General features: G+C 68.9%; 11 protein-coding genes, 1 tRNA gene and 1 pseudogene. 8 read left to right on the top strand and 5 right to left on the bottom strand.

The window, feature by feature from the left end; genetic code table 11:
• A pseudogene (locus VGB60_RS08685) lies at nt 1–668 on the top strand (class I poly(R)-hydroxyalkanoic acid synthase); the annotation flags it as partial.
• 19 nt (nt 669–687) lie between these two features.
• Here VGB60_RS08685 and VGB60_RS08680 read toward each other — a convergent pair.
• Nucleotides 688–764 (bottom strand) — tRNA-Arg (locus tag VGB60_RS08680).
• Between the two features lie 67 nt (nt 765–831).
• On the opposite strand from VGB60_RS08680, the gene VGB60_RS08675 reads away from it, so the two are divergent.
• Nucleotides 832–1,605 carry an exodeoxyribonuclease III gene (locus tag VGB60_RS08675; protein WP_331037867.1) on the top strand — a complete coding sequence of 258 codons (774 nt, stop codon included), beginning with the start codon at nt 832–834 and terminating at the stop codon, nt 1,603–1,605.
• A gap of 31 nt (nt 1,606–1,636) precedes the next feature.
• Nucleotides 1,637–2,104 carry a hypothetical protein gene (locus VGB60_RS08670; protein ID WP_331037866.1) on the top strand — a complete coding sequence of 156 codons (468 nt, stop codon included), beginning with the start codon at nt 1,637–1,639 and terminating at the stop codon, nt 2,102–2,104.
• On the opposite strand, the gene metC is transcribed toward VGB60_RS08670, so the two are convergent.
• The gene (metC, locus tag VGB60_RS08665) at nt 2,094–3,266 is read right to left on the bottom strand and encodes a cystathionine beta-lyase (protein ID WP_331037865.1); all 1,173 of its coding nucleotides are present in this window, start codon (nt 3,264–3,266) and stop codon (nt 2,094–2,096) included. The genes VGB60_RS08670 and metC overlap by 11 nt on opposite strands.
• Nucleotides 3,267–3,352: 86 nt before the next feature.
• Here metC and VGB60_RS08660 point away from each other — a divergent pair, with 86 nt between their 5' ends.
• Nucleotides 3,353–4,468 (top strand): amino acid ABC transporter substrate-binding protein, encoded by a 1,116-nt coding sequence (locus tag VGB60_RS08660; protein ID WP_331037864.1) that lies wholly within the window; start codon nt 3,353–3,355, stop codon nt 4,466–4,468.
• Between the two features lie 27 nt (nt 4,469–4,495).
• Nucleotides 4,496–5,809: a dicarboxylate/amino acid:cation symporter gene (locus VGB60_RS08655; protein WP_331037863.1), complete on the top strand. Its 1,314-nt coding sequence runs from the start codon at nt 4,496–4,498 to the stop codon at nt 5,807–5,809.
• On the opposite strand, the gene sseA is transcribed toward VGB60_RS08655, so the two are convergent.
• The 3 genes from sseA to VGB60_RS08640 are packed head-to-tail and all read right to left on the bottom strand — an operon-like array spanning nt 5,806 to nt 9,391.
• Nucleotides 5,806–6,642, bottom strand: coding sequence for a 3-mercaptopyruvate sulfurtransferase (gene sseA / locus VGB60_RS08650; RefSeq protein ID WP_331037862.1), 837 nt, complete (start codon nt 6,640–6,642; stop codon nt 5,806–5,808). The two genes, VGB60_RS08655 and sseA, sit on opposite strands and share 4 nt — an antisense overlap.
• 31 nt (nt 6,643–6,673) lie before the next feature.
• On the bottom strand, nt 6,674–7,894 hold the full coding sequence (locus VGB60_RS08645) for a cyclopropane-fatty-acyl-phospholipid synthase family protein (protein WP_331037861.1): 1,221 nt from the start codon (nt 7,892–7,894) through the stop codon (nt 6,674–6,676).
• A gap of 33 nt (nt 7,895–7,927) precedes the next feature.
• Entirely contained in the window at nt 7,928–9,391 is a 1,464-nt protein-coding gene (locus VGB60_RS08640; protein WP_331037860.1) for a deoxyribodipyrimidine photo-lyase, read from the bottom strand.
• A gap of 104 nt (nt 9,392–9,495) precedes the next feature.
• Between VGB60_RS08640 and kdsA the strand changes: the two genes are divergently transcribed.
• The 3 genes from kdsA to rfaD form a co-directional block, all read left to right on the top strand.
• The gene (gene kdsA / locus VGB60_RS08635) at nt 9,496–10,359 is read left to right on the top strand and encodes a 3-deoxy-8-phosphooctulonate synthase (protein WP_331037869.1); all 864 of its coding nucleotides are present in this window, start codon (nt 9,496–9,498) and stop codon (nt 10,357–10,359) included.
• A 19-nt stretch (nt 10,360–10,378) separates the two neighbouring features.
• Nucleotides 10,379–11,833, top strand: a complete 1,455-nt coding sequence (gene rfaE2, locus VGB60_RS08630) for a D-glycero-beta-D-manno-heptose 1-phosphate adenylyltransferase (RefSeq protein WP_331037859.1) — start codon at nt 10,379–10,381, stop codon at nt 11,831–11,833.
• Nucleotides 11,834–11,844: 11 nt separating this feature from the next.
• The coding region (gene rfaD, locus VGB60_RS08625) for an ADP-glyceromanno-heptose 6-epimerase (RefSeq protein WP_331037868.1) at nt 11,845–12,633 on the top strand (789 nt) is incomplete at its 3' end.

The following is a 12,633-nucleotide window of genomic DNA, read 5'->3' as shown; positions in this document are numbered from 1 at the left end:
GCGACAAGGACCTCGAGGCGTTCAACCGCTATCTCGACGAGCGCGGCTTCGTCGAGGCCAACGACCTGACCAAGCTGTTCTCGACGGTCCGGGCGAACGACCTGATCTGGTCGTCGGTGGTCAACCACTATCTGCTCGGCGACGAGGCGCGCGCATCGGACCTGCTGTGGTGGTTCGACGACGGCTCGCGGATCCCGGCGCGGATGCTGAAGGAATACGGGTCGCATGTGCTGAAGGGCAACCGCCTGAAGGACGCCGGCGGGGTGACGATCGACGGCGTTGCGCTGGACCTCTCCGCCGTTCAGACGCCGGTGATGATCGTTGCGCTGAAGGACGACCATGTGGCGGCGTGGAAGAACACCTACGCCGGACGCCGCTTCTTCGGCGGGCCGACGCGCTTCCTGCTGGGCGGGTCCGGCCACAACGCCGGCATGATCAACCCGCCCGCGGCGAACAAGCACGGCTACTGGGTCAGCGACAAGGCGCCTGCGGATGCGGAGGCATGGTTGTCGGGGGCCGAGCAGAAGAGCGGCTCGTGGTGGCCGGAGTGGCAGGGCTGGCTCGACGCCGCCGCGACCGACGGGAAGGTCAAGGCGCGCAAACCTGGCTCGGGCAAGCTGAAGTCCCTGACGGCCGCGCCTGGCGACTACGTCCGCGTCCGGCACTGAGGCCAGCCCCGCGAAAGGCTGGCGCGCCCATCAGGACTCGAACCTGAAACCGCTCGCTTAGAAGGCGAGTGCTCTATCCGATTGAGCTATGGGCGCGACGTCGGCCCGATAGCAGCCCGGAGGGCCGGTGTGAACCGGCGCCGACCGCAGCCGTTCAGGCCTGGTGCGGATCGCGACCTTCAACATCAACGGCGTAAACACCCGGCTGCCGAACCTTCTGCAGTGGCTGGACGAGGCGCGGCCGGATGTCGTCTGCCTGCAGGAGCTGAAGGCCACCGACGCCCAGTTCCCGGCCCAGGCGATCCGCGAGGCCGGATATGAGGCGGTCTGGAAGGGCGAGCACCGCTGGAACGGCGTGGCGATCCTGTCCCGTGCGGGCGAGCCGGTCGTGACCCGACGCGCGCTTCCCGGTGACGAGAAGGATGAGCAGAGCCGCTACATCGAGGCGGCGGTCGGCGGCGTCCTGATCGCCTCGCTCTACCTGCCCAACGGCAATCCTCAGCCGGGGCCCAAGTTCGCTTACAAGCTGGCGTGGTTCGAGCGGCTAATCGATCACGCGGCCGGTCTGCTGGCGTCAGGGGCGCCGGTGGTGCTGGCGGGGGACTACAACGTCGTCCCGACCGAGAGCGACATCTACAACAGCCGCTCGTGGAAGAAGGACGCTCTGCTGCAGCCCGAGAGCCGCGCCGCCTACGCGCGTCTGCTGGAGCAGGGCTGGACCGACGCGCTGCGGGAGCGGTTTCCACACGACCCGCCGCCGTGGACCTTCTGGCAGTATTTCCGGCAGGCTTGGGAGCGGGACGCTGGTCTGCGGATCGATCACCTGCTGCTCAGCCCCTCGGTGGCCCACAGGCTTAGCGACGCCGGGGTGGATCGCGAGGTGCGCGGGCGTGAGAAGGCCAGCGATCACGCGCCGACCTGGATCGTGCTGGACTGAACCGGGCGTCCTGCCGAACCGTTAGGCCGCCATGGCTCGCGCGCTGAAGGTGTTCTGCTATTCCGACGGATTCCATTCCTGGACCGTGGCGGCGCCGTCGCGAGCCAAGGCCCTGGCCGCGTGGGGGGTGAAGCGGGACCTGTTCAAGGACGGATCGGCGAAGGAAGTGGCGGATGGCGGCGACCGTGACGCCGCCCTCGCCGCGCCGGGCGAGCTGATCGAGCGCGGCCTGACGGTGGACATCGGCAAGATCGAGAAGACCAAGGCTCCGAAGCCGAAACCCGCGCGCGCGCCGAACGCAAAGGATGTCGCCCGCGTCGAAATGCTTGAGGCCGAACTGGCGGAGCTGGCCGCCCGGCAGACCTCCGAACGCCAGGAAATCGAAAACCGGTTGGCCGCGCTGGAGCGGGAGCGGACCGCCGTCGTCGAAGGCCAGGAAAAGGCGCGGGCCGCCCTGCAGGCAAAGCTTAAGACCGCGAAAGCGAAGCTCAGGCCGTAGCCGTGCGCCAAGCCGCGAGGCCGCGATCGAGGTCCGCGATGAGGTCTTCCGGGGCCTCTAGGCCGACGTGCAGCCGCAACAGCGGCCCCGCGAGGGCGGGGGGATCCCTGCGGTGCGAGAGCTGACCAGTCTCGTGCGTAATCAGGCTCTCGAACCCGCCCCAGGAATAGCCGAGGCCGAACAGCTCCAGTTCGCACATCAGGGCGTGGGCCGCCGCCTCATCGCCTCCGTTCATAACGACGCCGAACAGAGAGGCCGCGCCGGCATAGTCCCGGCGCCAGAGTTCGTGCCCGATCGAGCCTGGAAGGGCGGGGTAGAGGACTTCGGCCACCTCCGGCCGATCCTGCAGCCAGGTCGCCACGGCCAAAGCGGACCGCGCCTGCTCCGTGTAGCGCAGCGGCAGGGTGCGCAGGCCGCGCAGGGCCAGCCAGGCGTCGTCCGGGGAGACCCGCCAGCCGAGATCCTCAATGGTTTCGCTTATCCGGCGGATGACCGTCGGATCCTTCGCGGCGATGGAGCCCATCAACAGGTCTGAATGACCGCCGACGTATTTGGTGATCGCCTGCACGCTGACATCGACGCCGTGCGCCAGCGGCCGGAAGGCGAGGCCGGCCGCCCAGGTGTTGTCCATGACGGTCAGGACGCGGAGCGCGCGGCAGGCGTCCGCCAGCGCCAGTGCGTCCGTCATCTCGAAGGTCAGCGATCCGGGCGATTCGATGAGCAACAGGCGGGTGCGCTCGCCCAGCAGACCGACGATCTCGTCGGTGGCCGCGGCGGCGGGATGGAAGACGGTGCTCACGCCGCGCGCCGCCATGTGCCGCGTGAGGAAGCGCCGGCTGGGGCCGTACAGGGCGTCGGTCGTCAGAACCTCGTCGCCGGGGCGGAGCAGCGCCATCAGCGGCACGGTCACGGCCGCCAGTCCTGAGGGAACGAGGAAGACGTCGCCAGCGCCTTCCAGATCGGCGAGCGTCGTTCGGAGCTCGCGGGCTCCGGACAGGTCTTCGATCCCGTAGACCGGCCCCAGGCTCGCGTCGCGCATGGCGTCGGGGGTGTCGTTCAGCAGGGTCGAGGCCCGTTCGATCGGGGGCGAGACCCCGCGCCGGCCCCGGCCCCTGCGGGTGGCGGGGGAAATCAGGTGGGTGCGGTCGCTGCGGTCGGACATTCGGCCTCGGTCAGACTTGCGGTTCCGCTGTCAAAAGCCTCTAAAGCAGCCGGGGGCGCAAGGTCTGGCGATACTGGCGAGGCGGGATGCGAGCGGACGGAATCGGGCGATGGCGGACGGCGGGCGCCGCGGTGCTGGCGTGCCTGACGCTCCTCGCCTGCGGACCTAGGGGCCGCGACGAACCGGCGGAAACGACCCCGGAATCGCCGGCGCCGGCGGATGCCGCCGCCCCCGCCTTCGCCAGCCCGACCCTCGCCGCCGTCAAGCGTCGCGGTCGCCTGAACTGCGGCGTCCACGAGGGACTGGTCGGCTTCGCCTTCACCGACAACCGCGGCCAGTGGCGCGGGTTCGACGCGGACTTCTGCCGCGCCGTGGCCGCGGCGGTGCTGGGCGACCCGGACGCCGTGCGGTTCGTGCCCCTGACGAGCAGCCAGAGGTTCTCGGCTCTCCGTTCCGGGGGGATCGACGTGCTGTGGCGGACCACGTCATGGACGCTTGCTCGCGAAGCGGGCGAGGGCGTGCGGTTCGCCGGGATCAACTACTATGACGGCCAAGGGTTTCTGGTGCGCCGCTCGCTTGATCTGGCCAGCGCGGCGGAGCTGAACGGCGCTCGCATCTGCGTACAGCGGGCGTCGACCTCGGAGCTGAACGTCTCCGACTGGTTCAGGACGCGCGGCATCGAATACACGCCGGTCGTCACGGCGAACGAGGAGGCGGCGCGAGCGGCCTACGGGCGCGAGGACTGCGACGCCCTCAGCGCCGACCTGTCCGCGCTGGCCGCGGCCCGGACGACGCTGGCCAATCCGGAACAGCACGCGATCCTGCCCGACGTGATCTCCAAGGAGCCGCTGGGGCCCGCGGTGAAGCGCGGCGACGAGGCCTGGACCTCCGTGATCCGCTGGACGTTGAACGCCCTGATGCTGGCGGAGGAGCTGGGGGTGACGGCCGAGAACGCCGATCGGCTGGCCGAAGAAACCCGCGATCCCCGTATTCAGCGGCTGCTGGGCGAGGCCGGGGACGCCGGGACGATGCTGGGGCTCCGCGCCGATTGGGCGCGTTCCGCCATCAAGGCGCGCGGGAACTATGGAGAAATCTTCGCGCGAAACCTCGGCGCCGATTCATCGCTCGACCTGGAGCGCGGCCTCAACGCACAATGGAACGCGAGACCGGGCGGATTGATCTACGGCCTGCCCATCAGGTAACGACATCGGCTGGGGCCGGGGGAACGCATGGAAACGACCACGAAACGCGGCGGGGTTCCGCTGTATATCTGGATGCTGGCCGGCTTCGTCATCGGACTGGGCGGCGGCCTGTTCGTGAACCTGACCGGTCAGGAGGTCATCCCCTGGGTGATGGACATCATCCAGGCCGTGGGACAGATCTTCCTCCGCCTGCTCTTCATGCTGGTCCTGCCCCTGCTGTTCGCCGCGCTGGCCGTGGGCGTCGCCGAGATGGGCGACCTGAAATCGCTGGGACGCGTCGGCTTCAAGACGCTGGTCTTCACCGTCATGGTCTCGGCGATCGCCGTGGCCATCGGTCTGGGCATGGTCAACCTGTTCCGGCCGGGCGACGGCGTCGATCCCGTGTTGGCTCAACAGCTGCTGGCTGACGGGGCCGAGGGCGCCTCCGCCATCGTCGGCAATGCGCCGAAGAGCATCGAGGCGGGCCAGTTCTTTCTGGACATGATCCCGTCCAACGTCGTCACCGCCGCCGCCGAGAACCAGATCCTGCCGGTCATGGTGTTCGCCCTGATCTTCGGCATCGGCATGGTCATGGCCAAGAGCGCCGCGACGGACCGACTGCAGGAGTCCCTTCAGGGCCTGCTCGAGGTCATGATGAAGCTCATCAACCTCGTCATCAAACTGGCTCCATTCGCGATCGCGGCCCTGATGTTCAACCTGGCGGCGGTGTTCGGCTGGGATCTGCTGATCCGGCTCGGCGCATATGCGGCCGTCGCGGTCGGCGCGATGGCGATCCACATGTTCATCGTCTACCCCCTGCTGGTCTGGACCTTCGGGGGCATGAACCCGCTCACGTTCGCCAGGGGTGTGCGCGAGCCGTTCGTGGTCGCCTTCTCGACCGCGTCGTCCAACGCCACCCTGCCGATCGCGATCAAGGCGGCCGAGGAGAAGCTGATGCTGCCCCGCCGCATCTCGCGCTTCGTGCTGACGGTCGGCGCGACGGCGAACCAGAACGGCACCGCCTTGTTCGAGGGCGTGACCGTGCTGTTCCTGGCCCAGTTCTTCGGCGTCGAGCTCAGCATCGGTCAGCAGCTGATCGTGATGCTGGTCTGCATCCTGGGCGGCATCGGCACAGCCGGGGTCCCGGCCGGCTCGCTGCCGGTCATCGCCCTGATCCTCGTCATGGTCGGGGTGCCGGCCGAGGGCATCGGCCTGATCCTGGGTGTCGACCGCTTCCTCGACATGTGCCGGACGACGCTGAACGTCACGGGTGATCTGGTCGCGGCGACGGTCGTGTCTCGCGGCGAGAGCGACGACGTCATCCCTGCTGGACTGGCGGAGCCGGTGGCGCCTCAGGCCTAGCCGGTCTCGACCGGCGTATCCTCCCGGCCGCCCCATTCCGCCCAGCTGCCGTCGTAGAGGCGGGACGGTCGACCGAGCACCGCCAGCCCCAGGCTCAGGATGGCGGCGGTCACGCCGGAGCCGCACGTGGTGATCACCGGCCGGTCCGGAGCGACGCCGGCCTCGTGCAGGGCCGCCTCGAGCGCGGCGCCCCGCTTCATGGTTCCGTCGGCTTCGATGAGCCGGCCGAAGGGCAGGTTGATCGCGCCGGGCATGTGACCGGAGCGCAGACCGGGTCGCGGCTCGGGCTCCAGGCCGACGAAGCGGCCGCACGGCCGGGCGTCCACCACCTGCAGACCCTCGGTGAGCGCCGCCCGGACATCGTCCGTGTCAGCCAGGGCCGTCGGCTGGAGCGAGGCCTCGAAACGCGCGGGAGGCGGGGGAAGCGACGGGCCCGATTCCACGGGCCTCCGCTCCGCGAGCCATTTCGGAAGGCCGCCATCGAGGACCTGTACACGGCCGCCCCCCATCGACCGCAACATCCACCACACCCGTGGCGCGGACCGCAGCCCCAAGGTGTCGTAGACGACGATCCGATGATCCGAGGACAGACCCAAGCGCCCCATCCTGTCCGCGAAGGCGGCGGGCGACGGCAGCATATGGGGCAGGGGAGACGTCGGGTCCGAACTGGCCTCGAGGTCGAAAAACACGGCGCCCGGGATGCGCGCGGCTTCGAAATCCGGGCGGCCGTCGCGGCCGTCCAGATGCCAGCTTGCGTCGACCACACGAAGGTCCGGCTCGTGCAAACGGGCGGCCAACTCGTCCGTGGAGATCAGCGGCGAGGTCTCGTTCATGACGTGAACCTATCACCGACCTGCCCACGGGTCAGGGGCGGTCGAGCACCAGTTGGATGACGTTGGTGCGCCCCGACCGGAAGCCTGCCTCGCAATAGGCGAGGTAGAACCGCCAGAGCCGACGGAACCGCTCATCGAACCCACCCATGCGACGAATGTCGGCCCAGGCGCCCTGGAAGCGGTCATCCCAGAATTTCAGCGTTTCGCCATAGTCCTCTCCGAAGCGCTCGACACCGCGCCACTGCAGCCCCGCGCGGTCGATCACCGGAGCCAGCCGCTCTTCCGAGGGCAGCATGCCGCCGGGAAAGACGTATTTCTGGATGAAGTCGGGACGGCTGTTGTAGTCGTCGAACAGGGCGTCATCGATGGTGATGATCTGGAACCCGGCCCGTCCGCCGGGCTCCAGGACGTCGTGGATTTTGCGGAAGTAGACGGGCCAGTACTCGCGGCCCACCGCCTCGAACATCTCGATGGAGGCGACCCGGTCGAAGCGGCCTTCGACATCGCGGTAATCGATCAACTGGATATCCGCCCGCTCGGCCAGACCGGCCTCGAACAGGCGCTTCCGGGCGAAGTCGTGCTGTTCCTGTGAGATGGTGACGCCGGTGACGCGGGCGCCGATCTCCTTTGCCGCGAACTCGGCGAACCCGCCCCAGCCGCATCCGATCTCGAGCACGGAATGACCGGACTGCAGCTCCATTATCCGGGCCAGCGAAGCGTATTTCTCGTGCTGCGCCGCTTCGAGCCCCATGCCGGACCGCGTGAAGCGCGCCGAGGAATAGGTCATCGAAGGGTCGAGCCAGGCGGCGTAGAAGGCGTTGCCGAGGTCGTAATGGGCGTGGATGTTCTTGCGAGACCCCGCCCGGCTGTTGCGCCGCCGGCGGTGCGCCAACCGGTTGACGAGCCGTATCAGCGGGTTGCCGTCGACGACGCGGCGGATGTGATCGTAGTTCTCGGCCACCGCCTCGAGCAGGGTCGCGAGCTGCGGCGTCTCCCACTCGCCCGCCATGTAGCCCTCAGCGAAGCCGATATCGCCGGAAGCGAGCACCCGCCCGGCGAACCGGTAGTCGCGCACGTCCAGCGTGGCGGAGACGCCGGGCCGGTCACCCGTCAGCTGATGGATCTCGCCGTTCGGCAGCTGGACGGTGAGTCGACCGAAGGTCCAGTTGGAGGCGAGCAGACGCAGCAGGAGCGAGAAACCCCGCGGGGTGCGGGCCGGCGTGTCCGGCAACTCTGCGGTGACAGAGGTCATGAGCGCGATCCTCCGGCTGCACAGGTCCCGCGGTCAATCCCCTGAAGAACTCCGTTCGGCTGAGACAGTCTTGAGCGCCGCCAAGGCGCGGGCGCGGGCGGTCTCGTGGTCGACGATCGGCCGGGGGTACGTCTTGCCCAACTGAACCCCGGCGTCCCGTAGGACCTCCGACGGAGCCGTCCATGGCGAATGCAGCCAGCGGTCGGGCAGGCGGCCGAGCTCCGGGACCCAGCGGCGGACGTATCGGCCGTCTCCATCGAACTTCTGCCCTTGCGTGACCGGATTGAAGATTCGGAAGTACGGTGAAGCATCCGCGCCGGATCCAGCGACCCACTGCCAATTCTGAACATTCGAAGCGCGGTCGGCGTCAACCAGCGTGTCCCAGAACCACGCCTCGCCCTCGCGCCAGTCGATCAGCAGGTGTTTGATCAGGAAGGAGGCCGCGACCATCCGCACCCGGTTGTGCATGAACCCGGTGGCCCAGAGCTCCCGCATGCCCGCGTCGACCATCGGATAGCCCGTGCGGCCAAGTTTCCACGCCTCAAGCGCTTCCAGGTCGCTGCGCCAGGGCATGGCGTCGTACTCGGGCCGGAAGGCGCGGTCGGCGATCTGCGGGAAGGCGTGCAGCAGGTGGGCGGAGAATTCCCGCCAGCCGATCTCGGCGACGAACTTGTCCGCCTCGGACTTCGGGACGGCTCGCGCGTCCGCCGCCTCCTGAACCGACTTCACAGCCCGCCAGGGACTGATCTCGCCGAAGTGGAGATGGGGCGACAGGCGGCTCGTGGCGGCTTCCCCCGGACGGTCGCGGCCGCGGCTGTAGCTCTTCAGGCCGCCGCTCACGAAAGCCGACAGCGCCTCCGTGGCTCCCGTCTCCCCCGCAGTCCAGTCGAAGCCACGGGACCAGTCTGGATTCGTCGGGTGCAGACCCCAGCCGGAGAGGGCGTCCGATGCGGCCTCCGTCGGTGTGTCGATCCGCGTGGGGCCCGTCGTGTGCGGCGGCGCCTTGGCCTGCGCCAGCAGCGCCTTCAGGAACGGCGTGAACACCTTGTAGGGCGCGTCCGAACCGTTCAGCACCTCGCCTGGACGGCACAGCAGCGAGCCGTTGTAGCCCTTGCACTCCACCCCGTCGGCGGCGAGGCCGTGCGCGATGTCGGCGTCCCGCTCCCAAGCCTCCGGTTCGAACAGCCGGTTCATGAACACGGCGTCCGCGCCGGTCTCGGCGATCAGTCTTTGAAGTTCGGCCTCGCTGTCGCCACGCCGCAGGATCAGGCGAGAGCCCCGATCCCGAAGCGAGCCGTCCAGCGCCCGCAGCGACTTGTCCAGCCACCAAAGCGACGCCGCGCCCATCGGCCGGACGCGCGTCCCCTGATCGAGGATATACACCGGAAGAACTGGCCGCCCGGTCTCCGCCGCATGGTTCAGGGCCGGGTTGTCGGCGAGCCGGAGGTCCTGCCGGAACCAGAGGATGACGGGACGGTCGTCGGCCTTGGTGGTCACGCGGCGAGGCTCCGTGGTAACTTGCGATCCTCGTCTTCATACGCCACCTGACGCCGCAGGGATGCGGCGCCGGCCGCGTGCGCCAGCTGAAAGCGGAAACCGTAGTGACCAAGCCGAACGCCGTCATCGACATCAAGGACGGGCTGACGCGCCCCGTCTCCATCGGAGGCGGCCAGCGCATCGTCTTCATCGCCGGGCCGTGCCAGCTGGAAAGCCGCGACCACGCGCTGGAGATGGCCCATGCGCTGAAGGAGATCGGCGAGCGGCTGAACGTCGGGATCATCTACAAGACCAGTTTCGACAAGGCCAACCGGACCTCCGCCACTGCGGCGCGCGGATTCGGGCTCGAGGGTTCGCTGCCGATCTTCGCCGAAATCCGGGAGGTCACGGGCCTGCCCGTGCTGACCGACGTTCACACCGAGGAGCATTGCCGGATCGCCGCCCAGGCGGTGGACGTGCTGCAGATCCCGGCCTTCCTCAGCCGCCAGACCGACCTGCTGCTCGCCGCCGCGGCGACCGGCAAGGCCATCAACGTCAAGAAGGGCCAGTTCCTCGCGCCCTGGGACATGAAGAACGTCATCGCCAAGGTCGTCGGCGCGGGCAATCCCAACGTCATGGCGTGCGAGCGCGGGGCCAGCTTCGGCTACAACACCCTCGTTTCGGACATGCGCGCCCTGCCGATCCTGCGTGAGATCGGTTGCCCGGTGGTGTTCGATGCGACCCATTCGGTGCAGCAGCCGGGCGGGCAGGGGACATCCTCGGGCGGCCAGCGGGAGTTCGTGCCGGTGCTGGCGCGGGCGGCGGTCGCGGTCGGGGTGGACGCGGTGTTCATGGAAACCCATCAGGACCCGGACAACGCCCCCTCGGACGGCCCCAACATGGTGCCGCTGAACCAGTTCGAGGGGCTGGCGGCCGAGCTGATCGCCTATGACGACCTGACCAAGGCCCGGATGGCGAAAGCTGCCTGAATCCGATAGGCCAAGGGGCATGGCTGACCGGACGCTCGACCTCGGACAACTGCAGGCCCTGCTGGAGCGGGTGCGCGGCGTGACCGTGGCCTGCGTCGGCGACCTGATGCTGGATCGCTACGTTTATGGCGAGGTCAGCCGGATTTCGCCCGAAGCGCCGATCCCCGTCCTGAGCACGACCCGCCGCACGGCCATGCCGGGCGGAGTCGGCAACGTCGCGCGCAACGTCTCGGCGCTCGGCGGCGTCGCCCGGCTCGGCGCCGTGGCTGGACAGGACGCCGCCGGCGACGAACTCGCGGCGCTGATCGCGGCCGAGCCCGGCATTGAGGATGTGGTCGAGCGGCGCGCGGGAGTGGCGACGATCGTCAAGACGCGGTTCGTCGCCTCAGGCCAGCAACTGTTGCGCCTCGACGAAGAGGTTTCGGCGGTTATGGGCGAGGAAAGCGCTGCGTTTACAGGTGCGTCTGTCTATCTCCTGTCTGACTACGCCAAGGGCGTGGTCAGCGACCTGCTGGTCGGCCAAGCGCTCAAGGCCGCTCAGAAGAGCGGCGCGCCGGTGGTGGTCGATCCGAAGGGCCGCGACTTCGCCCGTTACGGCGCGGTGGATGTGATCAAGCCGAACGCCAGTGAGTTGGCGGCCGCCACAGGCGTGCCCACGGACAGCGACGAGCAGGTCGAGGCCGCTCTGGAGGCGCTGCTGCGCCAGACGACGGCCAGGGCGATCGTGGTCACCCGCGCGGGCCGCGGCATGACGCTGATGCGCCGCGGGGAACCGGCTCGCCACTTCGCCGGGCGCGCCCGCGAGGTGTTCGACGTCTCTGGCGCCGGCGACACCGTGCTGGCGGCGCTGGGACTGGCGCTCGGCGCCGGCGCGACGCTGGAGACGGCCATCGAGTTCGCCATCCTCGCCTCGGGGGTGGTGGTCGGAAAGGCCGGCACGGCGGTCGTGACCCCGGCGGAGCTGATCGACGCCGAAATGACCCAGCACGCCGCCGGGGCCCACGCCAAGGTCATGCCGCTGGACGAGCTGGCCCATGTGGTCGAGGGCTGGAAACGGCAGGGGCTGAAGGTCGGCTTCACCAACGGCTGCTTCGACATCCTGCACCGCGGCCACGTCGCGTATCTGGCGCAGGCGCGCGGCTGGTGCGACCGGCTGGTGGTGGCGCTGAACACCGACGCCTCGGTGCGCCGGCTGAAGGGCGAGGGGCGGCCTATCAACGACCTGGACAGCCGCGCCGTGGTCATCGGCGGGCTGGCCAGCGTCGATCGCGTCACCGCGTTCGACGACCCCACGCCGCTGGCGCTGATCGAGCGGCTTCGGCCTGACGTGCTGATCAAGGGGGCGGACTACACCCGCGAAGGCGTCGTGGGGGGCGATCTGGTCGAGAGCTGGGGCGGCGAGGTGCGGCTGGCGCAGTTCGAGGACGGCTATTCCACCACGGGCACGATCGCTCGCTTGAAGGACGAAGCATGAGCCGGCGTAGGATGATTGTGGTCACCGGCGGGGCCGGCTTCATCGGCTCCAACATCGTCGCGCGCCTGTGCGCCGAAGGGCGGCGGGACATCGTCGTCTGCGACCGGCTTGAAGGCGCGGAGCTCGGCAAGTGGAAGAACCTGGCCAAACATCCGATCGCGGACTTCTGGTCGCCCGAGGAGCTGTTCGCCCAACTGGAGCGGCACGCCGACAGGGTCGAGGCCATCGTCCATATGGGCGCGATCTCTTCGACTACCGAGGCTGACGCGGACCTGATCCTGCGGACCAACTTCAGCCTCTCGCGCGACCTGTGGGACTGGTGCGCCGGGCGTCAGGCTCGGTTCGTCTACGCCTCGTCGGCCGCCACCTACGGCGATGGCGGGCTCGGGTTCGAGGATGCGGACGATCTTCGCTCGCTGTCCGCGCTCAGGCCGCTAAACGCCTACGGCTATTCCAAATATCTGTTCGACCAGTACGCGGCGCGGCAGGCGGGCGCCGGGAATGCGCCGGCGCAGTGGGCGGGGCTCAAATTCTTCAACGTGTACGGCCCCAACGAGCACCACAAGGGCGGCATGAAGTCAGTCGTGGCCCAGATCTGGCCCAAGGTGGCGGCGGGCGAGCCGGTGACCCTGTTCCGGTCGCACAACCCCGCCTACGAGGACGGCGGACAGATGAGGGACTTCGTCTTCGTCGACGACGTGGTCGACATCGTCGAATGGCTGCTGGAGGCGCCGGAGGTGTCGGGCGTCTTCAACGCCGGTTCGGGCCAGGCGCGGTCCTTCCTCGACCTGGCCCACGCC

Source organism: Brevundimonas sp. (assembly GCF_036399195.1).
Taxonomy (GTDB): Bacteria; Pseudomonadota; Alphaproteobacteria; order Caulobacterales; family Caulobacteraceae; genus Brevundimonas.
Note: the sequence above shows the minus strand (reverse complement) of the source record. Positions and strands in the feature narration are given on the sequence as shown.

Excerpts from the sequence above, each read along its gene's own strand:
- VGB60_RS08670 (WP_331037866.1), top strand. The coding sequence starts at position 1,637 with ATGGCTCGCGCGCTGAAGGTGTTCTGCTATTCCGACGGATTCCATTCC.
- metC (WP_331037865.1), bottom strand. The coding sequence starts at position 3,266 with ATGTCCGACCGCAGCGACCGCACCCACCTGATTTCCCCCGCCACCCGC.
- VGB60_RS08660 (WP_331037864.1), top strand. The coding sequence starts at position 3,353 with ATGCGAGCGGACGGAATCGGGCGATGGCGGACGGCGGGCGCCGCGGTG.
- VGB60_RS08655 (WP_331037863.1), top strand. The coding sequence starts at position 4,496 with ATGGAAACGACCACGAAACGCGGCGGGGTTCCGCTGTATATCTGGATG.
- sseA (WP_331037862.1), bottom strand. The coding sequence starts at position 6,642 with ATGAACGAGACCTCGCCGCTGATCTCCACGGACGAGTTGGCCGCCCGT.
- VGB60_RS08645 (WP_331037861.1), bottom strand. The coding sequence starts at position 7,894 with ATGACCTCTGTCACCGCAGAGTTGCCGGACACGCCGGCCCGCACCCCG.
- rfaE2 (WP_331037859.1), top strand. The coding sequence starts at position 10,379 with ATGGCTGACCGGACGCTCGACCTCGGACAACTGCAGGCCCTGCTGGAG.